Raw genomic sequence first — 22041 nt, 5'->3', positions numbered from 1 at the left:
GTCAGTCTCCGCCGCCCTGCTGCCATTTGCGGCGTTGCAAGCCGAAATAGCTGAACAGGATCGCCGCAAGCAGGAACGGGATCATGGCGACCGCGATGGCGGCGCCCTCGCCAAGCTGGCCCCCCGAAATGCCGCGCTGAAACGACAATGTCGCCATCAGATGGGTGGCATTGACCGGTCCGCCGCGGGTCAGCACATAGATCAGCTGGAAATCGGTGAAGGTGAACAGCACCGAGAACGTCATGGTGATGGCGATGATCGGCGTCAGCAGCGGCAGCGTCACAAAACGGAACAGTTGCCAGCGGCTGGCGCCGTCAAGCGTGGCGGCCTCATAAAGCGACTGCGGAATCGTCTGCAAGCCGGCAAGCAGCGTGATCGCCACGAACGGGATGCCGCGCCAGATATTGGCGGCGATGACCGAAGCGCGCGCGTTCACCGGATCGCCGAGGAAATTGATGCGATGGTCGATCAGGCCCATTTCCATAAGCGCCCAGGACAGGATGGAGAACTGCGAATCGTAGATCCACCAGAAGGCGATTGCCGACAGCACCGTCGGCACCACCCACGGCAGCAGGACGATCGCGCGGAAGAACGATTTGAAGGGAAGGTTCTGATTGAGAATAAGCGCCAGCCAGAGGCCGAGCGCGAACTTCAGGATCGAGGCACTTATCGTGTAGAGCAAGGTGTTGAATACGGAGAGCCAGAAGACGGCGTCATCCGACAGATATTGGTAGTTTTCGATGCCTATGAAGATACCGGGGCGGCCGATGCGGGCATCGGTGAAGCCGAGCCAGATGCCGAGCCCCAGCGGATAGGTGAGGAAGACCAGCAGCAGCGCTGCCGCCGGCAGCATGAAGCCGAAGCCAAGCGCGTTCCGGCTGTCGGCCAGGAGCGACAGGATCCGCGACGGGATCGACGGACGCGGCTGAACGGCAGCGGACGACACGGCCATGGGACGGCTCCTCATAAGGTCTGGTGGCATGGTGGCCTGAGTGTCCGCCACGCGATTTCAGGACCAGACCGGGCAGCGCGGTCGCGGCTGCCCGGCTCGGCTGTGATCAAACGCGATAGTACCGGTTTGCGCGCTTCTCCGCCTCTTCCATCGCCTCCTGCGGCGTGGCCTGGCCCGTCACGGCCTTGGCGAACATGTCGACCAGGACATAGTCGGCCATGGTCGCCGCCGAAGCGTAGCCGAGCGGCCCGGCATAGCCGTTGGGACGCAGCGTCGCTGAGGCCTTGGCGTAAGCGGCATTGTTCGGGTCGGCCGCCCACACAGGATTGTTGTCGAAGGCTTTGAGTGTCTGGCAGCAATAGGCGGCCGAGGAGGTGATCCACTCTGCCATTTGCTGTTCCTCGAACATGAACTGCAGATAGGCCTTGGCCGCGTTGGGGTAGGGCGTGTAGTCGAAGATCACGGCCGTGGTCACCTGGAACAGCTCGACGGATTTTCCGACAGGACCGATCGGCAGGCTGGTCGTGCGCATGTCCTTGGCGATTTCAGCCAGTTTCGGATCATTGTCCTTGTTGGTCTTGGCCGTGTTATACACGGAAATGCCGTTGGCGATGACGCCCAGTTCGCCGGCCAGGAAGGCGCGGTTGTTGTTGACGTCGAGCCAACTTTCGGTGCCGGGGATGAAGGTCTTGTAGAGTTCCTGCGCGTATTCGATCGCCTTGAGCGTCTCGGGGCTGTTGATCGTCACCTTTCCGCTCTCGTCGACCATCTGGCCGCCATGGCTCCACAGCAGCCAGTGAGCATAGTTGTTGCCGTCGCCGACGCCATGGCCGTGTGTGAAACCGGCCGGATGGCCCTTCGCCTGTAAGGCCTTGCAAAGCTCGAGGAAGCCCGCCGTGTCCTTCGGAAATTCCGAGAAACCAGCCTCCTTCACCCAGCTTTCCCGATAGACGATGGCATTGCCAATGGTGGCCAGAGGCAGGCCGAGGAATTTTCCCTCGCGCGTCGCATATTGCTTTGGTCCGTCGTGCCAGCCGCCGTATTTCGTGCCGAGATACTCACCCAGTTCCGACACGTCGTGCAGCTTGTCTGGATATTGATGCGGATCGTCGAACCAGACCAACATCAGATCTGGACCGGAGCCGACATTGGCGGCGACCGCCGCCTTGGGGCGGATGTCCTCCCAGCTTTCCTTGTCGACACGGACCTCGACGCCTGTCGCCTCGGTGAACCGCTTGGTGTTGGCCAGCCATTGATCCTCATCGCCCTGTACGAACGGCGACCAGCGCAGCATCCGCAGCTTTGCGCCGTCCTCGGGCTTGTATGTCAACCCCTCCTGGGCAAAGGCGGAAGAGCCGACGAACCGGCTTCCCAAGGCTCCCGCCGCCACGCCGGCGGTGGTGCGGATCACGTCACGTCTGGTGAATTTCATGCTCGTCTCCTCCTGTTTATGTCCTTGCCGTGGTTCTTACTGCCGGGTGCGCATTTCGAAGCGCTGCCCGGTTTCGCCATGAAAGAGATGGATGAGGCCGGGCTCGGCCGTAAGCCGTACGGTCTCGCCCGGCGTGAAGGAATGGCGCTCGCGGAAATTGGCGACGATCTCTTCGCCGCCGGCCGTCCGGCCGATGAGCTGCACTTCCGATCCGGTCGGCTCGACCACCGCGACGGTGACTGGAATACCCTGGTCGTCGGACAGCTGCAGATGCTCGGGACGTATCCCCAGCACCACCTGTTCGCCGCTGCCGATCGAAGGTACTGCGGCCAGCGGCAGGGAAATTCCGCCGGAGCCGCGAAAAGACGGTGAGCCGCCATCAGTTGCGATTTCGCCCCTCAGCATGTTCATGGCGGGCGAGCCGATAAAGCTGGCGACGAAGAGATTGTTCGGCCGGTCGTAGAGTTCCAATGGCGGCCCGATCTGCTCGACGATGCCGTCATGCATGACCACGATCTTGTCGGCCATGGTCATCGCCTCGATCTGGTCGTGGGTGACATAGACCGTCGTGGTCTTCAGGCGCTGGTGCAATTCCTTGATCTCGGCGCGCATCTGCACCCTGAGCTTGGCGTCGAGATTGGACAGCGGCTCGTCGAACAGGAAGACCGCCGGATCGCGCACGATCGCCCGGCCCATGGCGACGCGCTGGCGCTGGCCGCCGGAAAGCTGCCTGGGATAGCGCTCCAGCAATGGCACCAGCCCCAGGATTTCGGCGGCGCGCTTAACGCTGGCAGCGCTTTCGGCTTTCGACACACCCTTGAGCATGAGCGAGAACGCCATGTTCTCGGCGACGGTCATGTGCGGGTAGAGCGCGTAGTTCTGGAAGACCATGGCGACGTCGCGTTCTTTTGGCGCAACGTTGTTGACGACACGGTCGCCAATCGCGATCTGGCCGCGCGAAATCTTTTCCAGGCCGGCGATCATCCTGAGAAGGGTCGATTTTCCGCAGCCCGACGGCCCGACCAGCGTGACGAACTCGCCGTCGTCTATGTCGACGCTGACGCCATGGAGAATCTCGACGGTTCCGAATGATTTGTAGACATCGCCAATCGCGACAGACGCCATCGATTTCCTCCCGAATGCTTCCTGCGACGTCTTCGAAGGAAACCGCTTTCCTGACTGGCCGCGGCAGCTCCCAAGCTCCTCCCTGGTCACGCGCGATGATGAAACGGTAGCGCTACCAAGCCTGCCTGTAAAGCGGCTGCGCCGCAAGCACCCTTCTTTGTCGCTCGTGATTGTGGGCGTCCCTGGCACGGACTGAAATTCGCCATGTCCGGGATCGGAGAATGGCTTGCCAAGCCCCAGCCCTTGAAGCGGATTTGCGAGAAGCCATCAGCAACGACACCAGCCTAATCGGAAACTTCGGTTTGCGGCCGATCCCGGCCGTCGGCGAGCTCGTCGTGCCATTTGCCGTCGGCGTCCTCGTACTGGATGCCGTCCGTGGTGCCGGCGACCTGCTGTCCGGCCGAAGCGATCTCGGCGGCGCGCAGCGCGTCCTCGTGAGTAGGGAACGTCTCCGAAAATGTCTCGCCGACCTTGTAGGCCCAGCCCCCGTCATGCTCGACGATCTTGTAGGTCAGCTTCGCCATGAAATCCTCCAGTGGAAAAAGCTCCGTCTGCTCAATGCAGTTTGCCTTGGGGCAGTTTGCCTTGAGGCAATCTCTCGTCGGGAACCAGCACGTCCGATTCCTTCGCGGCTTCGACCAATGCCCGGCGCGCATCCGCTGTCGAACGATAACCTTCCAGCACTTTTAGGCAAGTGTCGAGAGCATCGCGATGCCGAGGACCACGATTGAGTGGCCAGACCGTCATCAGGCACTCCGCTGCTTCCTGGGTGCTGCGGATCTCACGGTATTTGCCGACATGGCCAAGTTCGACCACGACCGGCTTTTCAAAGGGCTTGTTGTCCATCATCGCCGCCAACGCGGAGCGGCCGATTTGGTTGCACGCCCCTCCGCGTAAAGGTCTCAAGGGTCGCAGTCGTGGGGCCGCAGCCATGAACGGGGCGGTCACCCCGCCGCCTTCATCCAGTGCTGCATCGTCGTCACCGAGCGGGCAAGTTGCGGCGCCGGGTGGATCGTCTCGCCGAAGGTGGCCGCGGCGCGCCACGCCCAGCGCGGATCGGCGAGGAAGGCGCGGGCCAGAGCCACCATGTCGGCACGGCCCTCGGCAACGATCGCCTCGGCCTGCTTCGGGTCGTCGATCAGGCCGACGGCCCGCGTCGGGATGCCGGCGCCGTTGCGGACAGCTTCCGCCAGATGCACCTGGTAGCCCCGACCCGTCGGCAGCTTCTGCAGGGGCGAATTGCCGCCGCTCGAGCAGCAGAGATAGGCGACGCCCGCTGCCTTCAGCGCCTTGGCCACTTCGATCGCGTCCTCGACATCGAAGCCGCCATCGACCCACTCCTTGACCGACAGGCGCGCCCCAAGCATCAGCTTGGGCACTGCCTTCCTCACCGCCTTGGCGATCTCGATGACAAAACGCATGCGGTTTTCCAGCGAGCCGCCCCAGCGGTCGGTGCGCTGGTTGGAAAGCGGCGACAGGAACTGGAAGATCAGATAGCCGTGTGCCGCGTGCAATTCGATGAAATCGAAGCCGGCACGCTCGGCCCGCCTCGCCGCCTCGGCGAAGCGTTCGACGATGTGCAGGATCTCCTCATCCTCCAGCGCCCGCGGCACCTGCCAGCCGGTGTCGTAGGCGATGGCCGAGGCGGATACGATCGGCCACGGGTCCTGATCGGCCTTGAGCGGCCCGCCGCCTTCCCAAGGTTTCTGGTTGGAGGCCTTGCGGCCGGCATGGGCAAGCTGGGTGCCGAACTTGGTGCCAGGAGCGGCGACGCGCCTGGCGGCATCCAGCGCGCGCCGGGCGGCGGCCTCGTTGTCGTCGGAATAAAGACCGAGGCAGCCATGCGAGATGCGGCCGCGCCGCTCGACGTCGGTCATCTCGACGGTGACCATGCCGGCGCCGGACATCGCCAGGTTCATCCAGTGGTACAGGTGCCAGTCGCTGGCGGAACCGTCATCGGCGGAGTACTGGCACATCGGCGCGACCGCGATGCGGTTGGGAAAGGTGAGGCCGTCAAGCGTGATCGGATGGAAGAGGGATGTGGTCATAAAAAACTCCGGGGGAGGGGTTGTCGCTATTTAGGCAATGGATTGCGCCCGCGCCATACACGAGGCGGTGAAGCTGCCGATCTCCCCCCTTGCGGGGGAGATGCCCGGCAGGGCAGAGTGGGGTGCTGTCCCTCGAACTCTCAGGACCGGGGTTTCTCGCCCCCACGAGAGTGGGGAGAGGTGGCCGCGAAGCGGCCGGAGAGGGGGCTTTCGTAGGGCGCAGTCCCCCTCTCCGTCTCGGCTTCGCCGAGCCACCTCTCCCCACTCTCGTGGGGGCGAGGAACCCAAACTGAGATAACGCCGCGATCCTTCCCTGAAGCGATTGCCCTGAATTGCTGTCGGGATTGCGCGAAGTCCGGTTCGCGGTTACGCCTCGCGCCGGCAGCACGGAGTTCATCATGGAAGACCGCATTCGCATCCGTTCGGAGGAAGTCCTTTCCGACGACTGGGCCGTCCTGAAAAAGACCGTCCTCGACTATCGCCGGCGTGACGGGCAATGGGAGACGCAGATCCGCCAGACTTACGATCGCGGCGACGGCGCGGTGATCCTGCCTTACGACCCCGAGCGCTCGACGGTTCTGCTCGTGCGGCAGTTCCGCTACCCGGCCTACGTCACCGGCCACCGCGAGCCGCTGATCGAGGCCTGCGCCGGCCTGCTCGATGAACACGATCCGGAAACCTGCATCCGCAAGGAGGCGGAAGAGGAACTCGGCTACCACCTGAAGGACGTCGAACGGCTGTTTGCGCCCTATATGAGCCCTGGCAGCGTAACCGAGCGGCTCTGGTTCTTCGTCGCGCGCTATTCGCCGAACGACCGCATCTCCGACGGCGGCGGCGCGCCGGAAGAAGGCGAAGACATCGAGGTTCTGGAAATGCCGCTCGACGAAGGGCTGGCCGGCATTTACGACGGCCGCATCATCGACGCCAAGACGATCATCCTGATCCAGCATCTGAAGCTGAACCCGATCAAGGCTTGATCTGCCGGAATCTGGACCCGCGCGCCGGTGTTGCTGGTGCGGACGACGGGAATCGAACCCGTACGATCAGAGATCGAGGGATTTTAAGTCCCTTGCGTCTACCAATTCCGCCACGTCCGCAGGCCAGTCCTTTTCAGACGCCAGCCAAGGGCCGTCAAGCCATCTTCTGCCATCGAAAAATCTGACACGGGAAGCACGCTTTGTCGCGGCGCTGCAAGGAACGACATGTGGCTTAAAATCTGAACCTTGCCTCAATGTCCATTGATAGCGCTAAAACCTGGGTCGTCGGGCGCAAAATCAGCACAGCGGCCAAATCAACGGCATGGCTGCCGTCATCGAGCCAGCGGCAACCCTCGCCAGCGAGGGGCCATCCACTGATTCAAACTTGATCAAGATCGCTGGAACCATTTCGTAGCGGCTGAGTTTCGGACTAAAGCTACTGGAATCCCGGACATGGCAGAGTTTGACACAGAACGAGGAAAGTCTGTTGCCAAAGCCGTCCGGCAATTGATCCGTTCCGAAGACAATCGCCGGCATTTACACGACGTGCTGGATCTTGGCGTCGACCTGCGACTGCCCAGCGCCCTTGCCTCATTGCTTGAGACGCTCGATCAGGCCGGGCGGGAACCATTTCCGCATTCCCGGGGCCCAAACCAGCGATGACCGGGTAAACGCGCTAAATCCTCTCCTCCATCCCCATGGCTCCATGGCTCAACGCTACGACATTGAGAAGACGCCTGAAGGTACCTGGGACATCATCGATGTGTTCACTGGGCTGCCGGTTGTCGAGGTGGGCGTTCCCTTGATCGACATGCCGATCGAAGAGGCCGACGATCTGGTCGACCTTCTCAACTGCCGCGACAGGGAACAGCGGCAGGACACTTAACGGCGGCATCCCAGGACCCAGAAAGATCCGCCAACGAGGGGCGATCTGATTTGCCGCAAACGGAATCGTATTCCGGTTGGACACTTTGCCGTGGACGGCGCCGAAACAAAAAACCCGCCTCGGCGGCGGGTCGTTGGCGCAAATCAGCACCATGCCGAAATCAACAGCATAGATGCCGTCACAAAGCAACGAATCGCGAGCTCGCGACGACCCGAAAATCGCGGTCGACGTGAAGGCCGAGGAGCGCTCGAGCATTCGCTGATCTTGCTGGTCAAAATCCGCGCGGCTTGGCACAGTCGGGAAAACAGGAGTCTCTTCATGGCGAAGACCGCGCGTGCGACGAAACCAAAACCCTGGGCCGAGGCGGCGACGCATCTGGTCGATGTTGCGATGGGCAGGAGGCCCGCCGATCTCGTCATCCGCAACGGGCGCTGGGTCAACGTTCATTCCGGCGAGATCATCGCCGGCACCGACATTGCCATTGCCGGCGGCCGCTTCGCCTATTGCGGGCCGAATGCCGGCCACGCCATCGGGCAGGGCACCAAGGTAGTCGATGCCGGTGGGCGCTATCTGGTGCCGGGCCTCTGCGACGCGCACATGCATGTCGAGAGCGGCATGGTGACGGTGACCGAGTTCTGCCGCGCGGTCATCCCGCATGGCACCACCTCGATGTTCATCGATCCGCACGAGATCGCCAATGTGCTCGGCCTGCCGGGTGTGCGGCTGATGCATGACGAGGCCGTCGCCATGCCGATCAACGTGCTTGTGCAGATGCCGTCCTGCGTGCCCTCGGCGCCGGGTTTGGAGCATGCCGGCGCCGAGCTGACGGTCGCCGATGTCGCCGAGGCGATGGCGTGGGAAAACATCATCGGGCTTGGCGAGGTTATGAACTTTCCCGGTGTCGCGGCCAATGATCCGGTGATGGCGGGCGAGATCGCCGCGACGGTGAGGGCGGGCAAGACCGTCGGCGGCCATTATGCCTCGCGCGATCTCGGCCTGCCGTTCCACGGCTATGTCGCCGGCGGACCCGAGGACGACCACGAAGGCACCCGCGCCGAGGACGCCATCGCACGCGTCCGCCAGGGCATGAAGGCGATGCTGAGGCTGGGCTCGGCCTGGTACGACGTCGCCTCGCAGATCAAGGCGGTGACGGAAAGCGGGCTCGATCCGCGCAACTTCATTCTGTGCACCGACGACAGCCATTCCGGCACGCTTGTCCATGAAGGCCATATGGATCGGGTGGTCCGGCACGCCATCAGCCAGGGGTTGAAGCCGGTGACGGCGATCCAGATGGCGACGCTCAACACCGCCCAGCATTTCAGGCTGGAGCGCGAGTTGGGTTCGATCGCGCCGGGGCGGCTCGCCGATCTGCTGATCGTCTCCGATCTGGCCGCAATGACCATCGACGAGGTCTATGGCCGCGGCGTCAGGCTGGCCAAGGGCGGCAAGCTCGACATCGACATTCCGGCCTATGACTATCCGAAGACGGCGAAGAACACCGTCAAGCTCGGCAAGAAGCTCAAACCGGGGGATTTCGACATCGTAGCGCCCATCGGCGCCAACGAAATTCGGGTGCGGGTCATCGGCGTCATCGAGAACCAGGCGCCGACGCGTGCGCTCGAGGCCGATCTTCCGGTGGAGGATGGGCTGGTCGCCATGGACCGCCGCAACGACGTCTGCCAGATCGCGCTGGTCGAGCGCCACCGGGGCACGGGCGGCGTCACCAATGCCTTCGTCTCCGGCTTCGGCTATGTGAGCGACTGCGCCATGGCCTCCAGCGTGGCGCATGATGCCCACCACATCATCGTCGTCGGCACCAGCAAGCAGGACATGGCATTGGCGGTCAACCGGCTGGGCGAGGTCGGCGGTGGCGTCGTGCTGTTCTCCAAGGGCAAGGAACTGGCTCTGGTCGAAATGCCGATCGCCGGGCTGATGTCGGACGAGCGCGCCGAAATCGTCGCGGCCAAGGCCGACAAGCTGACCGAGGCGATGCGCCAGATGGGCTGTTCGCTGAACAACGCCTACATGCAGCACTCGCTGCTGGCGCTGGTCGTCATCCCGGAACTGAGGATTTCCGATGTCGGCCTGATCGACGTGACGACGTTCCAGAAGGTCGACCTGTTCGTCTGACGACGACCAAGGGCGTGTCCACGTTGCTCATCCGCCGGTGGCGATGGTCAGCACCCTGAACGGCGTGGTGATGACGATCTCGGCGACCGAGCCGACGGCCTTGCCGATGCCCTGGCCGAGATTGTCGATCGGCTGCGCCGGATTGACCTCGTCTGACGCCAGGCCGGCCGGGGCGCGCAGCCGGTTACCGAGCAACTGCACCAGGAAAGGGTTGTCGGCGAATTTGGCGTGGTTCAGGCGGTCGCCGCCTTTGGTCTTGCTCAGGTCGACCACCGAAACGCCATAGCTGGCGAGGTCGGCCGCGTCGCCATAGTCGCCGACGCGCGGCTTGTCGCCGGAGATCAGGGAGGACAGCCTGAGGGCGCGATCGTCGCCCGAAAGCAGGATGGCGAAAGGCTTGTCGGGCTTGCCGTAGCGGATCATCTGCTTCTTGAACACATCGACATCGATGTCGGGCGAGGCCAGGATGACATAGCCGAGCTTGTCGCTGAGATCGCGGTCGCCGGTGATGGCAAGCTGGCGCAGCGCTTCCATCGTCACCCAGGTGCCCATCGAATGGGCGATGATGTCGATGCTCTTGGCCTTCGTCTTGGCCAGCATGCGCAGCGTCTCTTCGAGATCGTCGCGCGCGGCGTTGGCGCTTTCCTTGTCGTAGATATAACCCGTGGTCTTGCCGCTCGACGCCCATGAGAACAGCACCGGCGTGCCGGGATATTTCGTGTCGTGCGCGATCTGCGTCAGCCGGTAGATGCCGTCGTCGAAACCGTTGTTGAAGCCGTGCACGAAAACCAGGGCGCGGTCGCCGCGCATGGCGATGTCGGCGCCGACCGCTTTGGCGAATTGCGGGGCGCCTTCGTAGAATTCGACCTCGGTTGCCGTGAAGTCCTTCGCCGGATTGCTGTTGGCGGAGCCCCTGACCCGCTCGATGGCGCCGACCCGATGGATTTTCGGAACGGTGACCTGGACACTGGCAAAACTGGTGGTCGGTGAACGGTCACCGTCAAACACCTGCCGCGGGTCCTTCGTCGCCTTTTTTCGGGTGGTGGCTACAAAGATCTCATGCGTGGCCGCGATGTCGGAGGCAGGCACCGTGACGGTCGTCGTGTTGAGAAGGTCGTGCGTCTTGCGGCCGGCGCAGCCGGTAACGGCGAGCGCAAACGCTACGACGAGAAAAGTCTTCGAACGCACGGTCACGCAGGCTCCCGCAGGAGGGACGTCAAGCTGGTGACGTCACTCGCTATTTCGATAAAGCCAGGGGCAGGCCCGGTCCAGTTGAAGTGATACGATGCTGCCGCAACCGTGACCATGCGGGACGAAAGTAACGGGGCGTCGAGCGCACCTCACTGCCCGAGCAGGCTGATGCGGTCGGTCACCTCGCGGTCGCTGGCAAATCCGTCATCCTCGCGCAGCCGCTGGCCGATCATCTTCACCAACTCGGGGTTGTCGGCAAATTTGGTGTGGTTGAAGCGATCCGATCCCTTGACGCTGGAGAGATCGACGACGTTCACGCCGTAGTCGGCGAGGTCGGCTGCGTCCTTGTAGTCGCCGACGCGCGGCCGCGAACCGGCGATCAGGCCGGAGAGCCGCAGCGCCCGGTCGTCGTCGGACAAAAGCAGGATGAATGGCTTGTTCGGCTTGCCGTAGCGGCGCATCTGGCTCTTGAACACGTCGACATCGATGTCGGGCGAGGCCAGCACGACGTCGCCGAGCTTGCCGCTGAGATCGCGGTCGCCGTTGATGGCGAGCTGGCGCAGCGCTTCCATGGTCACCCAGGTTCCCAGCGAATGCGCGACGATGTCGATGCGCCGCGCGCCGGTTTGCGAAAGCATTCTCAGCGTCACTTCCAGTTGGTCGCGGGCAGCACTGGCGCTTTCCCGGTCGTAGACATAGTCCCGGGTCTTGGCGCCCGACGCCCAGGAAAACAGCACCGGCGTGCCCGGGTAGCCGGAATCATGGGCGATCTGGGTGACGCGGTAGACGGCGGCGTCGAAGCCGGTGTTGTAACCGTGGACGAAGACCATGACGCGGCCGCCGCGCGCGGCGATGTCGGCACTGAGCGCGCTGGAGAATTTGGGCGCGGTGTCGTAGCCGACGACGTTGGAGGCCATGAAGTATTTGGCCGGGTCGTTCGACTTGCCGCGCGAACGCCGCTCGATCCGACCGGTTTCGTGGGTCCCCGGCACGGTGACGTTGGCGCGGGCATAGTTCAGCGTGGCCGAGCGCTCACGGTCGAAAACCCTGCTGGGATCGTCGGAGCGCTTGCGCGTCGTGGCGATAAAGATGCTGTGGTTGCCGGCGATGTCCGTCACCGGCGCGGACACCATGGCGCTGCCGAGCAGTTCCTCGGTCTGCCGGCCGCCACAGCCGGCAACGAGCAAGGCAAGGACAAGGATGCAAATCTTCTTCAACTCTGGAATTCCACTCCGGCCGAAAGGCCTATCCAACCTCCGCGAACCCCTCCCGGACAGCCGAAGTGCGGCAGAAGTAAGTCATATCCACCCGAAATGCGCTCAGCGCCGCACGACAGCCATCGCACTGTTGCGCGAAAGCCAGAACGATTGCCCTGATCAAACACGTACGGCGTGTGCTAGCCTCTGACCACCAATCGCACGCGAAGACAACAGACGATCCGGGGTGATCTTGCCATGACCAGTTTCTCCTCCCGCGTCGCTGCCGCCGCTGCCGCGATCCGCCGGATTTTCCCGGAGACGCCGCTGCAGGAAAACGACTATCTATCGAAGAAGACCGGCGCGCGCGTGCTGCTGAAACGCGAGGACCTGTCGCCGGTGCGCTCCTACAAGATCAGGGGCGCCTTCAATTTTTTCCGCAAGGCGCTCGATGCCGGCAACGATGCCGAGCTGTTCGTCTGCGCTTCCGCCGGCAACCATGCGCAGGGCTTCGCCTTCGTCTGCCGTCATTTCGGCAGACGAGGCGTGGTGTTCATGCCGGTGACGACGCCACAGCAGAAGATCGACAAGACGCGGCTGTTCGGTGGCGAGTTCGTCGAGATCAGGCTGGTCGGCGACTTTTTCGACGACTGCTACCGCGCCGCCTTCGAATTCACCGAGAGTGCCGGCGCGCACATGGTGCCGCCGTTTGACCACAAGGACATCATCGAGGGGCAGGCGACCGTCGCCTACGAGATATCAGGCCAGATGCCTGGCGCGCGGATGCCCGACATCATCATGCTGCCGGTCGGCGGCGGCGGTCTGGCGGCCGGGGTGACGCATTATTTCGCCGACCAGCGCCGCGACGCGCGCTTCGTCTTCTGCGAGCCGGCCGGCGCGCCAAGCCTGAGCGAGAGCCTCGCCACAGGCAAGCGCATCAAGCTCGCCAAGGTCGACAATTTCGTCGATGGCGCGGCGGTGGCCGAAATCGGCCGCGAGCCGTTGCGGCATCTCAGGGCGTTTGCTGCTGACACAGTGCGGCTGATCCCGGAAAACCGGCTCTGCGCGACCATGATCGAGATGCTGAATGTCGAAGGCGTGGTGCTGGAGCCAGCCGGCGCACTGGCGATCGACGCGCTGAAAGATTTTTCGAAGAAGGAGGTCAGAGGCAAGACCATCGTCGCGGTGGTTTCGGGCGGCAATTTCGATTTCGAGCGGCTGCCGGATGTGAAGGAAAGGGCGCTGCGTTTCGAGGGGCTGAAGAAGTACTTCATCATCCGCTTTCCGCAGCGGCCGGGCGCGCTGCGCGACTTTCTCGAATTGCTGGGGCCTGACGACGACATCGCCCGCTTCGAATATCTGAAGAAATCGGCGCGCAATTTCGGTTCGGTGCTGATCGGCATCGAAACCAAGGACCGCCGCAATTTCGAGTTGCTCAACGCGAATTTCGAGGCCGAGGGCGTCCAGTATCAGGATATCACCGACAACGAGACGCTGGCCGGGTTCATCATATGAGCGGCCAGGCGAAGATATTCGTTGCGTTGTTTTCCGGCATCAATGTCGGCGGCAACCGCATCGTCAAGATGGCCGAACTCCGGTCGTTCTTCGAGGAGCTCGGCTTTCGCGACGTCGCCACCTATGTGCAGAGCGGAAACGTCGTGTTCCGTTCGGCAAAGGGCGATGCGGCCACGCTGACCAAACAGCTGGAAACGGCCTTCGAGAAGAAATGGGGATTTCACTCGCGCATCATGGTGCGCGATCTCGGCTGGTTCGAGCGGCTGGTGGCGGAAAATCCCTATCCGGAAGTTGCCGGGGAACCGACCAAGCTTCACGCCTATGTGCTGGAGCGCGCGCCGAACGCCGATGAGGTCGCGCGGCTGGCCGAAAAATGCACAGGTCCCGAACGGTTCGAGATCAGGGGCGACGTGCTTTACCTGCACGCACCGGAAGGTCTCGGCAAATCGGTGTTTGCCAACCTCATCCCGCGCACGCTGAAAGTGCCCGGCACCGCGCGCAACTGGCGCACGGTGCAGGCGCTGCTGGATAAGGCTGGCCGCGGCGGCTGAACGTGGTCGCTTACGCTGCCGGAGTCTTTTTCCAGTCGAATGTCAGCTCTTCGCGGAAAGCAAAGCGTTTGATGTGGTCGGCGACGACCGTTTCCAGGCGCTCCAGCGAGCCGGCTTCGTCAGCGGTTACCGCGATATGCAGCGCTGCCGGATCGGCATCGAGGACCGTGCGGCCCAGTGAGAGGTCGATGGTGCCGTGGTTCGGATCGAACTCGACGGGAAACTTGTGCGCCCAGTGCTTGCATAGCTGCTGCAGATAACGGCTCGCATGTTCGGTAGCGACATCGACATGGCTGGTCGGCATGAATGGATTTCTCCTGAGGCAAGATGCGCCAATTTCGGAAGCAGGCGCGATCGCCGGACAGATAGGCGCGATCTCGAGAAACGCCATAAAATGTCCGGATTGGTCGTACCTGCTCTCGATCTTGTGATGGTTACCAGCTTCCGGTGTTCGGCATCGAGGCCCAGGGCTCGGCCTTGGCCTTGGCCGGGCCTTTCTGCAAAAGCTCGATCGATATGCCGTCCGGCGATTTGACGAAGGCCATGTTGCCGTCGCGCGGCGGCCGGTTGATGGTTACGCCGTTGTCCATCAGCTGCTGGCAAGTGGCGTAGATGTCGTCGACCTCGTAGGCGAGGTGGCCGAAATTGCGGCCGCCCTTGTAGTCTTCCGGGTCCCAATTGTAGGTGAGCTCGATCAGCGGCGCCTTGTCGGCGATGCCGCTTTGCTCGTCCTCGGGCGCGGCAAGGAAGATCAGCGTGTAGCGCCCCTGTTCGTTTTCGTGGCGGCGCACTTCCTTGAGGCCAAGCTTGTTGCAGTAGAAATCAAGCGATGCATCGATGTCGGCGACGCGGACCATGGTGTGCAGGTAGCGCATGTGATTTTCCTCGAAATGTTGCGTAGCGGCGGAACATAGGGGCCACCCGGCCAAAGGGCAATTCCCGATAGCCGGTCCCGCCGGCAAACAACAAATCCGGTATTCCTGCAATGAACCGTGAAAAAAGGCACGGAAGGTCTTGCACACAGCGGAAGCGGCAGTGTTAATCTAACGTCAAGAATCAGTTGCGGTATTCTTGGAAAAAGGGGGGCGTTGTTATGGGGGAAAAGGCCTCTTTCATGGGGCGGGACGGAACCGGTAACGTCTTGCGAAGGGACGAGAGCGGCGATGCGGCCGATCTCGTCGAGGTTGCGGGCGCCATCAAATGGTTCGACGTGGCCAAGGGCTACGGTTTCATTCTTCCCGATGACGGCGTTTCCGGCGATATTCTCCTCCATGTGACGTGTCTTCGGAAGGACGGTTTCCAGACCGCCCTGGAAGGCGCTCGCGTCGTCTGCCTCGTCAAGCATGGCGAGCGTGGATTGCAGGCGTTCCGTGTGCTCTCCATGGATCTCACCACGGCGACCCATCCGGCGGAGATGCAGGAGCAGCGCACCCATGTCTCGGTGACGCCGGAAAGCGGGCTCGAGCGGGCGCTGGTGAAATGGTTCAACCGCACCAAGGGGTTCGGTTTCCTGACCCGGGGCGAGGGCACCGAGGACATCTTCGTCCATATGGAAACGCTGCGCCGCTACGGCATTACCGAGCTCAGGCCGGGGCAGGTCGTGCTGGTCCGCTTCGGGCGCGGCGACAAAGGCCTTATGGCTGCCGAAATTCACCCGGATATGGGTACCTTGCCGGTCTCGCACTAAGTCCCATCCCGATCGAATCGGAATGGGACCTAGTGCTTTTGCTTGACCATGATCTTTTCCGAAGACCGGGTTCCACTTTTCGGGATCATGGTCTAGGACGATTTCCGGCCGAGGATTTTGAATGACTCACAGGAACTGGCTGACAACGGGCGTAGTCTGCGCCGCGATCGCTTTTGTCATCGCCACAGGCGCTTTCTTCCATTCGCAGCAACCGGCTTCGGCAGACAGCCGAGCGATGATCCTTGCCGTCGACCCGCAGCCGCTGGTCGCGGTGACGAAAGGCGGCGAACGCTCTTTCTCCGTCGAAATCGCCGACACCTCCGCCAAGCGCGAGGCCGGCCTGATGTTTCGCGAGGAGATGGCCGACAATCATGGCATGCTGTTCGTGTTCGAGGAGCCTCGAGATGTGAGCTTCTGGATGAAGAACACGCCGATGCCGCTCGACCTGATCTTTGTCGGTCAGGACGGCAGGGTCCGGGCGATCAAGCAAGGCGAGCCGCAATCCGAGGCGATGATCTCGCCCGGCGAGCCGGTTCGCTTCGTACTCGAGCTCAAGGCGGGCACCGCCGCCAGGGGCGGCATCGAGGACGGCGATTTGTTGCGCCACCCGGCAATCGGCACTGCGCACAACTGAACGCGCAGGATCCGGCGCAGATGCAGTTTTTCCCCCATGACGGTTTTGATCTTGCTTTCCTCGACCGCCAGCCGGCATCGGGGCAGGGCGATCCGGTGCTCATGATCCACGGCTTTGCCTCGACCCATTACGTCAACTGGGTGTCGCCCGGCTGGTTCAAGGCGCTGAACGATGCCGGCTACCGCGCCATCGCTTTCGACAATCGCGGCCATGGCGCCTCGTCGAAGAGCTATGAAGAGGCCGATTATACGCCCGCAAAAATGGCTTCCGACGGGGCAGCGCTGCTGAACCATCTCGGCATCGAACGCGCCCATGTCATGGGCTACTCAATGGGCGCGCGGATATCGGCCTTCCTGGCGCTTTCCGACCCGGACAAGGTGGCGACGCTGATCTTCGGCGGTCTCGGCGTCGGCATGGTCGACGGCGTCGGCGACTGGGATCCGATCGCCGCCGCCCTTCTGGCCGACGATCCTGGCACCACCAGCCATCCGCGCGGCCGCTCGTTTCGCGCCTTCGCCGACCAGACCCGCAGCGACCGCCGGGCGCTGGCCGCCTGTATTGCCGCCTCGCGGGAATTGCTGGCCGAGGCCGACATTGCGCGCATTGCCCAGCCGACGTTGATAGCCGTCGGCACCAAGGACGATATCGGCGGTTCGCCCGACGAACTGGCCGCCTTGATGCCGAACGCCAGGGCCTTTCACATCGAGGGCCGCGACCACATGCTGGCCGTCGGCGACAAGACCTTCAAGCAGCGGGTGCTGGAGTTCTATGCCGAAAATCCGCTTTGAGTGTAGGTGCGTCTCTTCCTTCTCCCCTTGTGGGAGAAGGTGTCGCCGAAGGCGACGGATGAGGGGTGTTCCAGCTTGACACCGACAGCGCTCCGGCCAGCACCCCTCAACCGTGTTGGCGCTGCGCGCCTCTCCCACAAGGGGAGAAGGAAGAAGGGCCCCGCGGCCGATCGCTAGCGACCGTCCACAGTGCCTTCAGGCTCAGTCAAAGAGCCAATTCCTCTGTGCTAGGTCATGCCTCAAGCGCTTCGAGCGAACGCGCCATGTTTTGCCGAGCCTGAGCCTCGAACCGCTGGCGGAACTTTTCGGTGTGAAAGATATGCGGGCGGGCGAGGAAACTCTTCAGAACAGCACTGCGGCCGGCACGCCACATTGGCTCTTCCACCCAGCCATATTCGCGGCGAACCGCCTGTTCATAAGCGTCGAAGGCATCAGGCGCCGCACCCAGGATCGCCAGGTCGATGTCGAGGAACAGCGCTGCGTCGCGGGCAGCATTCTCGTCGCCAAACTGCGGCAATTCATGCGTGGCGGTGGCGATGATCATCGCCGTGATGCGGCCGAGGCGCTGCGCATCGGTGCGGCCGGCGAGCTTTTTCTCGGCAAGGGCGGCACTCCTGGCTTCGTTGTCCTTGGCCCGACTGTCATAGATGGCGTCGTGAAACCAGATCGCCGCGTCGACCGCCTCGGGATCGTGCAGCAGCGCCAGATAGTTGCCGGCCAGCGCCAGCATCGCCTCGATATGGGCGAGGTTGTGATAGTGGCGGCCTTCGGCCCGGTAGAGCGCGGAAAGCTCGTGCTTCAGCGGCTCGTCGATCAAGGGTTCGTTTTCCATGGCCGCTTGAATTTCCGTGAACCAAATCCATTTGACAAAGCACTAAGGAAAATTGAGTTCAACCGTGCTATGATCTGGCTTATAGAGCATGTCGCGCAAAAGTGCGCAGCGGTTTTGGGACAACGACATGCTCAAAACAGGCACTTAATGCGCATCGCCTGAATCACTTTGATCGCGATTCGCATTATTCGGCCGGAGAATAGGCAAGCCGCCAAGCCGGAGACATTGGACGGCCGGAGACCATTGATGAACAGCGTTACGATTGCCCGCCCGACCATGGTGAAGCCGATCGACCCGATCTGGCGCTCGATCCGCGACGAAGCGATGGAGGCGGTCAACCGCGATCCGCTGCTGGCGGCATTCCTCTATTCGACCATTCTCAACCAGGAAAGCCTGGAGGAAGCGGTCATCCATCGGCTGGCCGAGCGGCTCGCCCATCAGGATATCGGTTCCGATCTCATCCGCCAGACATTCAAGGCGATGGCAGCCGACGACGTGGACTGGTCGTCGACAGTGCGTGTCGACATCCAGGCCTATTACGATCGCGATCCGGCCTGCGACCGCTTCATCATGCCGGTGCTCTATTTCAAAGGCTTTCATGCCATCCAGACCCACCGGCTCGCGCATTGGCTGTGGAACCAGGGCCGCCAGGATTTCGCGCTCTACCTGCAGAGCCGGTCGTCCTCGGTGTTCCAGACCGACATCAATCCGGCCGCCCGCATCGGCAAGGGCATCTTCCTCGACCACGCCACCGGCCTCGTCGTCGGCCAGACGGCGGTGATCGAGGACGACGTGTCGATCCTGCACGGGGTGACGCTGGGCGGCACCGGCAAGGCCGGCGGCGACCGCCATCCAAAAATCCGCTACGGCGTGCTGATCGGCGCCGGCGCCAAGATCCTCGGCAACATCGAAGTCGGCCATTGCTCGAAGATCGCGGCAGGCTCGGTGGTGCTGTCGCCGGTGCCGCACAACAAGACGGTTGCCGGCGTGCCGGCCCGTGTGGTCGGTGAGACCGGCTGCGACCAGCCTTCGCGGCAGATGGACCAGCTTTTGCCGTCGCAGACGATGGACCACGTCGTCAGCTTCGATATCTGATTTCAAGTCCGCGGGCCGGCAACCGAACTCCGTTTGCCGGCTCCGCCGCCTGTCGGTTCTCGCATATCCGGTCGGCTTGCCTTTACATCGCCATTGTCGACGTGCCAGAAGCGCGCTCAAACGAGCAAGACCGACGATCGGAGAAGACTTTTGAAGCCGGACGAAATCAGAAAGCTGGACGCCTATTTCAAGCGCGTCTTCCAGAACCCCAAGCTTGAAGTGAAGGCGCGGCCGCGCAAGGACGATTCGGCCGAGGTCTATGTCGGCGACGAATTCCTCGGCATCGTCTTCAAGGACGAGGACGACGGCGACTATAATTTCTCCATGGCGATCCTCGACATCGATCTGGCCTGAGCTGGGGATTCGCGGTTACCGGCAGGCGCCCGTCATCCCTGGGCGGAGAAGGGGGCTCCGCCGTTGCGAGTTGCCCCCAAAGCGCGTCGCATAATCCCTTCAGACACAATGCGTTAGCGCCCTGTCTTCAGCAAACGCGCAGCCTCGGCGGCGATGGCTGCGTCGAGCGCCTGCCAGTCGCCCAGAAATTCCATGGGAAAGCGGTAGGTGAGGCTGAGATTGTCGCCGACCAGAATGTCGCGTTCGCAGGGCGCCAGCGATTGCGCGGCACTCGGGCCGCTCAGGCAGCGGGCCACAAACGGGGCCTTGCCCCGGCGATTGGCAACCGCCAGCACCTCGTTGAAATAGCCTGATTTTTCGGCGAAGCCGTAGAGCGTCGTGCCGCCCGGGCCGGGCGTGCCGGGCTGGACAATCAGTGCGCTGTAGATCGGCGCGAAGCGCCCGCTCATGTCACGCGACATGACCTGTCGTTCGAACGACAGAAAGATAATCCTCTTGCTCGATCCGGTGTGGTTGAAATCGTCGCGTGCGGCCTCGCTGTAGCCGTCCATCTCGGGATAGCGCAGATAGAGGTCGAACCGCGAGGCGATGCCGTCGCGACGGGCCTGGTCGAAGCGGATGACATTGGCCGGCACGGCGATGACGTTGTTGCCGATCACCACCTCGTGGATTGTCGTGTCGTCGGTGTATCCGGCCATGGCGATCGAGCGGCCAAGCCATTTGCCGCCAAGGCTGATCGCCACCGAAAGCATTGCCAGCCCCGCGAACACGTAGAACACCCGCTTCATCAGCTTGGAATCGACGACGGTGAGTTGCGGACCGTTGGCGGTGGCTGTCTGCTTCATCGCGATCCCCAATTTCGGCCGCCTGTCCCAAGATGTCCCCTGGGGACGTCCTTCTTGGGTGTCCTTAGGCGGCACATGTGGCGCGGCACGGCTCTTGCAACGGCGGCTGTCGAACACGACTGTGCGATTTCATGGTAAATGGAAGGTAAACATGGGTGCGGTCGAACATACACTCTTTGCTTTTATGGTTGGGCTGACGGCGTGCGGCCTGGCTGGATCGGTGATGGAGCTGATTTCAGGCCGCCGGCTTGCCTTCGTCGAGCCCTATGTGTCGCCGGCGCATGTGCTGCGCTCGCTCTTCGCGACGGCCTGCGCCGGGCCCCTGATGTTCGCCAACGAAGCCCTCGACGCCTGGTGGCAAAGCCGCATTTCCGCATCGGCGCTGATCTCTTGCGGTTGCACCGCTACGGTCTGGGCGTTGGCGTTGGGCGTCGTGCTGATCGACATTGCATCCCGAGCGGGCATTCTCCTAGGTTTGGCTGATTTTTCAGCGTGAGACGATTCGGAGGCGAAAAATGCCGCTCTATGCGATCGACGGAAAGGCGCCCGGTTTCGAGGACGCGGACAGCAACTGGATCGCGCCCGACGCGACATTGATCGGCGATGTCAGGGTCGGCCGCAACGCGGGCTTCTGGTTCGGTGTCGTCATCCGCGGCGACAACGAGCCGATCGTTATCGGCGCTGATACCAATGTGCAGGAGCACACGGTCATGCATACCGACGTCGGTTTTCCCCTGACCATCGGGCAAAGCTGCACGATCGGCCACCGGGCCTTGCTGCATGGCTGCACGATCGGCGATAACAGCCTGATCGGCATGGGCGCCATCGTGCTGAACGGCGCAAAAATAGGCAAGAACTCGCTGGTCGGCGCCGGCGCGCTGGTCACCGAAGGCAAGGAATTCCCCGACAATTCGCTGATCATCGGCTCGCCCGCGCGTTTGGTGCGAGTGCTGGACGATGCCGCGGTCGCAAGATTGCGCGATTCGGCCGCGCACTACGTCGCCAACGGCAAACGCTTCAAAGCGGGACTGACGAAGACCTGAGGCCAGCCTTGCTCAAATCTTCGGCTATATGGTTCACCGGCATCGTCGCCCGCCTCACCGTCCATTGGAGCCGCGCCTGGTCATCGCATCGCGCAGCAACGAAGCGCCGGCTTCAAAGCCGGCATTGTCGGCGTCCTCGAGGGCTGTCGCATAGTCGTCGATGCGGGTTTCGAGCGATGGGTCGGCGCCCGCCGCCAACAGCAGGCGGATGGCATCGACGCTACGGATGGCGACCGCATAGTGAAGCGGCGTCCAGTCGTTTACGCCCCGCATGTTGAGGTCTGCGCCTCGATCGATCAGAATTCGGACGATTTCCAGTCTGTCAGCCCGGTCGGTGGAGAGTGCCGCAATGATTGCCGGAAAACCGCCGTGGTGTTGATAGTTCGGGTCCGAGCCCGCATCCAGTAAGATCGAGATGAAAGCGGCGGGGCTCCAATAGATCGCATACTCCAGTGGATGCCCAAGGCCGAGTTCAAAGGGCATCTGCTCGTCGAACCAGCAAGGTGAGCCGCCGAGAGCCACACCGAGGGACTCGAAGTCGCCCGCCTTGAACGCGTCGTCGATGGCCTTGAACAGGCGGTGGCGCTCGCATCGATCTTCCGGGATTTCCAACATCGCAGCGATCCGAAGGTTGAATTGGCTTGGCTGCCATATTGCTCCCATCCGCAGTTGCCTGAAAGCCTTATGGCGGTTCGATTGGAGAGCAGTTCTTGCGGCTGCGTTGTTAGAATCTCATCCGCCTTAGTCTCGTAAGCTGCCG

Annotated in this window: 26 protein-coding genes and 1 tRNA gene; 11 read left to right on the top strand and 16 right to left on the bottom strand. The window is 62.6% G+C overall.

What is annotated here, in order from left to right; all coding sequences use genetic code 11:
- Position 1: 1 nt before the first annotated feature.
- The 6 genes from IHQ72_RS23385 to IHQ72_RS23360 all read right to left on the bottom strand — a co-directional run bounded on the left by IHQ72_RS23385 (position 2) and on the right by IHQ72_RS23360 (position 5557).
- Positions 2 to 853, bottom strand: coding sequence for a carbohydrate ABC transporter permease (locus IHQ72_RS23385; protein WP_374120408.1), 852 nt, complete (start codon positions 851 to 853; stop codon positions 2 to 4).
- A gap of 205 nt (positions 854 to 1058) precedes the next feature.
- Entirely contained in the window at positions 1059 to 2384 is a 1326-nt protein-coding gene (locus IHQ72_RS23380; protein ID WP_258117526.1) for an ABC transporter substrate-binding protein, read from the bottom strand.
- 36 nt (positions 2385 to 2420) lie between these two features.
- Positions 2421 to 3509 carry an ABC transporter ATP-binding protein gene (locus IHQ72_RS23375; protein ID WP_258117525.1) on the bottom strand — a complete coding sequence of 363 codons (1089 nt, stop codon included), beginning with the start codon at positions 3507 to 3509 and terminating at the stop codon, positions 2421 to 2423.
- A gap of 284 nt (positions 3510 to 3793) precedes the next feature.
- A complete protein-coding gene (locus IHQ72_RS23370; protein WP_095491993.1) occupies positions 3794 to 4033 on the bottom strand; it encodes a DUF2188 domain-containing protein in 240 nt (79 codons plus the stop codon).
- 31 nt (positions 4034 to 4064) lie between these two features.
- A complete protein-coding gene (locus tag IHQ72_RS23365) occupies positions 4065 to 4358 on the bottom strand; it encodes a DUF982 domain-containing protein (RefSeq protein WP_123149945.1) in 294 nt (97 codons plus the stop codon).
- A gap of 95 nt (positions 4359 to 4453) precedes the next feature.
- Positions 4454 to 5557, bottom strand: coding sequence for an NADH:flavin oxidoreductase/NADH oxidase (locus IHQ72_RS23360; RefSeq protein ID WP_258117524.1), 1104 nt, complete (start codon positions 5555 to 5557; stop codon positions 4454 to 4456).
- A 398-nt stretch (positions 5558 to 5955) separates the two neighbouring features.
- On the opposite strand from IHQ72_RS23360, the gene IHQ72_RS23355 reads away from it, so the two are divergent.
- Entirely contained in the window at positions 5956 to 6534 is a 579-nt protein-coding gene (locus IHQ72_RS23355) for an NUDIX domain-containing protein (protein ID WP_258117523.1), read from the top strand.
- Positions 6535 to 6568: 34 nt separating this feature from the next.
- Here the strand turns inward: IHQ72_RS23355 and IHQ72_RS23350 are convergent.
- From IHQ72_RS23350 to IHQ72_RS23340, 3 genes are all read right to left on the bottom strand, one after another.
- Positions 6569 to 6654 (bottom strand) — tRNA-Leu (locus IHQ72_RS23350).
- 177 nt (positions 6655 to 6831) lie between these two features.
- Positions 6832 to 7071: a hypothetical protein gene (locus IHQ72_RS23345; protein ID WP_258117522.1), complete on the bottom strand. Its 240-nt coding sequence runs from the start codon at positions 7069 to 7071 to the stop codon at positions 6832 to 6834.
- A gap of 139 nt (positions 7072 to 7210) precedes the next feature.
- A complete protein-coding gene (locus IHQ72_RS23340; protein WP_258117520.1) occupies positions 7211 to 7675 on the bottom strand; it encodes a hypothetical protein in 465 nt (154 codons plus the stop codon).
- A 63-nt stretch (positions 7676 to 7738) separates the two neighbouring features.
- Here IHQ72_RS23340 and ade point away from each other — a divergent pair, with 63 nt between their 5' ends.
- Entirely contained in the window at positions 7739 to 9550 is a 1812-nt protein-coding gene (gene ade / locus IHQ72_RS23335; protein WP_258117519.1) for an adenine deaminase, read from the top strand.
- Between the two features lie 27 nt (positions 9551 to 9577).
- Here ade and IHQ72_RS23330 read toward each other — a convergent pair whose 3' ends face one another.
- Positions 9578 to 10744, bottom strand: a complete 1167-nt coding sequence (locus IHQ72_RS23330) for an alpha/beta hydrolase (protein WP_258117518.1) — start codon at positions 10742 to 10744, stop codon at positions 9578 to 9580.
- A 146-nt stretch (positions 10745 to 10890) separates the two neighbouring features.
- Positions 10891 to 11958 carry an alpha/beta hydrolase gene (locus tag IHQ72_RS23325; RefSeq protein WP_258117517.1) on the bottom strand — a complete coding sequence of 356 codons (1068 nt, stop codon included), beginning with the start codon at positions 11956 to 11958 and terminating at the stop codon, positions 10891 to 10893.
- A gap of 237 nt (positions 11959 to 12195) precedes the next feature.
- On the opposite strand from IHQ72_RS23325, the gene ilvA reads away from it, so the two are divergent.
- Both ilvA and IHQ72_RS23315 read left to right on the top strand, forming a co-directional pair.
- Positions 12196 to 13452, top strand: coding sequence for a threonine ammonia-lyase IlvA (gene ilvA, locus IHQ72_RS23320; RefSeq protein WP_258117515.1), 1257 nt, complete (start codon positions 12196 to 12198; stop codon positions 13450 to 13452).
- Complete coding sequence (locus tag IHQ72_RS23315; RefSeq protein WP_258117514.1) at positions 13449 to 14003, top strand: DUF1697 domain-containing protein; 555 nt, start codon at positions 13449 to 13451, stop codon at positions 14001 to 14003. Before ilvA ends, IHQ72_RS23315 begins: the two co-directional genes overlap by 4 nt.
- Positions 14004 to 14013: 10 nt before the next feature.
- Here IHQ72_RS23315 and IHQ72_RS23310 read toward each other — a convergent pair whose 3' ends face one another.
- The gene (locus tag IHQ72_RS23310; RefSeq protein ID WP_258117513.1) at positions 14014 to 14307 is read right to left on the bottom strand and encodes a DUF2218 domain-containing protein; all 294 of its coding nucleotides are present in this window, start codon (positions 14305 to 14307) and stop codon (positions 14014 to 14016) included.
- A gap of 130 nt (positions 14308 to 14437) precedes the next feature.
- Positions 14438 to 14878 carry a lactoylglutathione lyase gene (gene gloA / locus IHQ72_RS23305; RefSeq protein ID WP_258117512.1) on the bottom strand — a complete coding sequence of 147 codons (441 nt, stop codon included), beginning with the start codon at positions 14876 to 14878 and terminating at the stop codon, positions 14438 to 14440.
- A gap of 239 nt (positions 14879 to 15117) precedes the next feature.
- Here gloA and IHQ72_RS23300 point away from each other — a divergent pair, with 239 nt between their 5' ends.
- The 3 genes from IHQ72_RS23300 (at position 15118) to IHQ72_RS23290 (ending at position 17112) form a co-directional block, all read left to right on the top strand.
- Complete coding sequence (locus IHQ72_RS23300) at positions 15118 to 15690, top strand: cold-shock protein (protein WP_258117510.1); 573 nt, start codon at positions 15118 to 15120, stop codon at positions 15688 to 15690.
- Positions 15691 to 15811: 121 nt separating this feature from the next.
- Positions 15812 to 16324, top strand: coding sequence for a DUF192 domain-containing protein (locus tag IHQ72_RS23295; RefSeq protein WP_258117509.1), 513 nt, complete (start codon positions 15812 to 15814; stop codon positions 16322 to 16324).
- 20 nt (positions 16325 to 16344) lie between these two features.
- Positions 16345 to 17112, top strand: a complete 768-nt coding sequence (locus IHQ72_RS23290; RefSeq protein ID WP_258117507.1) for an alpha/beta fold hydrolase — start codon at positions 16345 to 16347, stop codon at positions 17110 to 17112.
- A gap of 232 nt (positions 17113 to 17344) precedes the next feature.
- On the opposite strand, the gene IHQ72_RS23285 is transcribed toward IHQ72_RS23290, so the two are convergent.
- Positions 17345 to 17944, bottom strand: a complete 600-nt coding sequence (locus IHQ72_RS23285) for an HD domain-containing protein (RefSeq protein ID WP_258117505.1) — start codon at positions 17942 to 17944, stop codon at positions 17345 to 17347.
- 246 nt (positions 17945 to 18190) lie between these two features.
- Between IHQ72_RS23285 and cysE the strand changes: the two genes are divergently transcribed.
- Entirely contained in the window at positions 18191 to 19039 is an 849-nt protein-coding gene (gene cysE, locus IHQ72_RS23280) for a serine O-acetyltransferase (protein WP_258117503.1), read from the top strand.
- 150 nt (positions 19040 to 19189) lie between these two features.
- Positions 19190 to 19393, top strand: a complete 204-nt coding sequence (locus IHQ72_RS23275; protein WP_013531334.1) for a DUF3126 family protein — start codon at positions 19190 to 19192, stop codon at positions 19391 to 19393.
- 113 nt (positions 19394 to 19506) lie between these two features.
- Here IHQ72_RS23275 and IHQ72_RS23270 read toward each other — a convergent pair whose 3' ends face one another.
- Positions 19507 to 20238: a hypothetical protein gene (locus IHQ72_RS23270; RefSeq protein WP_258117487.1), complete on the bottom strand. Its 732-nt coding sequence runs from the start codon at positions 20236 to 20238 to the stop codon at positions 19507 to 19509.
- On the opposite strand from IHQ72_RS23270, the gene IHQ72_RS23265 reads away from it, so the two are divergent.
- Positions 20222 to 20734: a DUF6949 family protein gene (locus IHQ72_RS23265; RefSeq protein WP_441338654.1), complete on the top strand. Its 513-nt coding sequence runs from the start codon at positions 20222 to 20224 to the stop codon at positions 20732 to 20734. The two genes, IHQ72_RS23270 and IHQ72_RS23265, sit on opposite strands and share 17 nt — an antisense overlap.
- Before the next feature lie 19 nt (positions 20735 to 20753).
- Positions 20754 to 21281, top strand: a complete 528-nt coding sequence (locus IHQ72_RS23260; RefSeq protein WP_258117486.1) for a gamma carbonic anhydrase family protein — start codon at positions 20754 to 20756, stop codon at positions 21279 to 21281.
- Between the two features lie 54 nt (positions 21282 to 21335).
- On the opposite strand, the gene IHQ72_RS23255 is transcribed toward IHQ72_RS23260, so the two are convergent.
- A complete protein-coding gene (locus IHQ72_RS23255; protein WP_258117485.1) occupies positions 21336 to 21896 on the bottom strand; it encodes an ankyrin repeat domain-containing protein in 561 nt (186 codons plus the stop codon).
- Positions 21897 to 22041 lie beyond the last annotated feature (145 nt).

This window comes from Mesorhizobium onobrychidis (assembly GCF_024707545.1).
GTDB classification, from domain to species: domain Bacteria; phylum Pseudomonadota; class Alphaproteobacteria; order Rhizobiales; family Rhizobiaceae; genus Mesorhizobium; species Mesorhizobium onobrychidis.
Note: the sequence above shows the minus strand (reverse complement) of the source record. Positions and strands in the feature narration are given on the sequence as shown.

Coding starts and splice junctions, on each gene's coding strand:
- IHQ72_RS23345 (WP_258117522.1), bottom strand. CDS start 7,071: ATGCCGGCGATTGTCTTCGGAACGGATCAATTGCCGGACGGCTTTGGC.
- IHQ72_RS23370 (WP_095491993.1), bottom strand. CDS start 4,033: ATGGCGAAGCTGACCTACAAGATCGTCGAGCATGACGGGGGCTGGGCC.
- IHQ72_RS23295 (WP_258117509.1), top strand. CDS start 15,812: ATGACTCACAGGAACTGGCTGACAACGGGCGTAGTCTGCGCCGCGATC.
- IHQ72_RS23360 (WP_258117524.1), bottom strand. CDS start 5,557: ATGACCACATCCCTCTTCCATCCGATCACGCTTGACGGCCTCACCTTT.
- IHQ72_RS23385 (WP_374120408.1), bottom strand. CDS start 853: ATGCTGCCGGCGGCAGCGCTGCTGCTGGTCTTCCTCACCTATCCGCTG.
- IHQ72_RS23255 (WP_258117485.1), bottom strand. CDS start 21,896: ATGTTGGAAATCCCGGAAGATCGATGCGAGCGCCACCGCCTGTTCAAG.
- IHQ72_RS23290 (WP_258117507.1), top strand. CDS start 16,345: ATGCAGTTTTTCCCCCATGACGGTTTTGATCTTGCTTTCCTCGACCGC.
- IHQ72_RS23310 (WP_258117513.1), bottom strand. CDS start 14,307: ATGCCGACCAGCCATGTCGATGTCGCTACCGAACATGCGAGCCGTTAT.
- IHQ72_RS23365 (WP_123149945.1), bottom strand. CDS start 4,358: ATGATGGACAACAAGCCCTTTGAAAAGCCGGTCGTGGTCGAACTTGGC.
- gloA (WP_258117512.1), bottom strand. CDS start 14,878: ATGCGCTACCTGCACACCATGGTCCGCGTCGCCGACATCGATGCATCG.
- IHQ72_RS23285 (WP_258117505.1), bottom strand. CDS start 17,944: ATGGAAAACGAACCCTTGATCGACGAGCCGCTGAAGCACGAGCTTTCC.
- IHQ72_RS23380 (WP_258117526.1), bottom strand. CDS start 2,384: ATGAAATTCACCAGACGTGACGTGATCCGCACCACCGCCGGCGTGGCG.
- cysE (WP_258117503.1), top strand. CDS start 18,191: ATGAACAGCGTTACGATTGCCCGCCCGACCATGGTGAAGCCGATCGAC.
- ade (WP_258117519.1), top strand. CDS start 7,739: ATGGCGAAGACCGCGCGTGCGACGAAACCAAAACCCTGGGCCGAGGCG.
- IHQ72_RS23300 (WP_258117510.1), top strand. CDS start 15,118: ATGGGGCGGGACGGAACCGGTAACGTCTTGCGAAGGGACGAGAGCGGC.
- IHQ72_RS23270 (WP_258117487.1), bottom strand. CDS start 20,238: ATGAAGCAGACAGCCACCGCCAACGGTCCGCAACTCACCGTCGTCGAT.
- IHQ72_RS23340 (WP_258117520.1), bottom strand. CDS start 7,675: ATGCTCGAGCGCTCCTCGGCCTTCACGTCGACCGCGATTTTCGGGTCG.
- IHQ72_RS23315 (WP_258117514.1), top strand. CDS start 13,449: ATGAGCGGCCAGGCGAAGATATTCGTTGCGTTGTTTTCCGGCATCAAT.
- IHQ72_RS23260 (WP_258117486.1), top strand. CDS start 20,754: ATGCCGCTCTATGCGATCGACGGAAAGGCGCCCGGTTTCGAGGACGCG.
- IHQ72_RS23375 (WP_258117525.1), bottom strand. CDS start 3,509: ATGGCGTCTGTCGCGATTGGCGATGTCTACAAATCATTCGGAACCGTC.
- ilvA (WP_258117515.1), top strand. CDS start 12,196: ATGACCAGTTTCTCCTCCCGCGTCGCTGCCGCCGCTGCCGCGATCCGC.
- IHQ72_RS23355 (WP_258117523.1), top strand. CDS start 5,956: ATGGAAGACCGCATTCGCATCCGTTCGGAGGAAGTCCTTTCCGACGAC.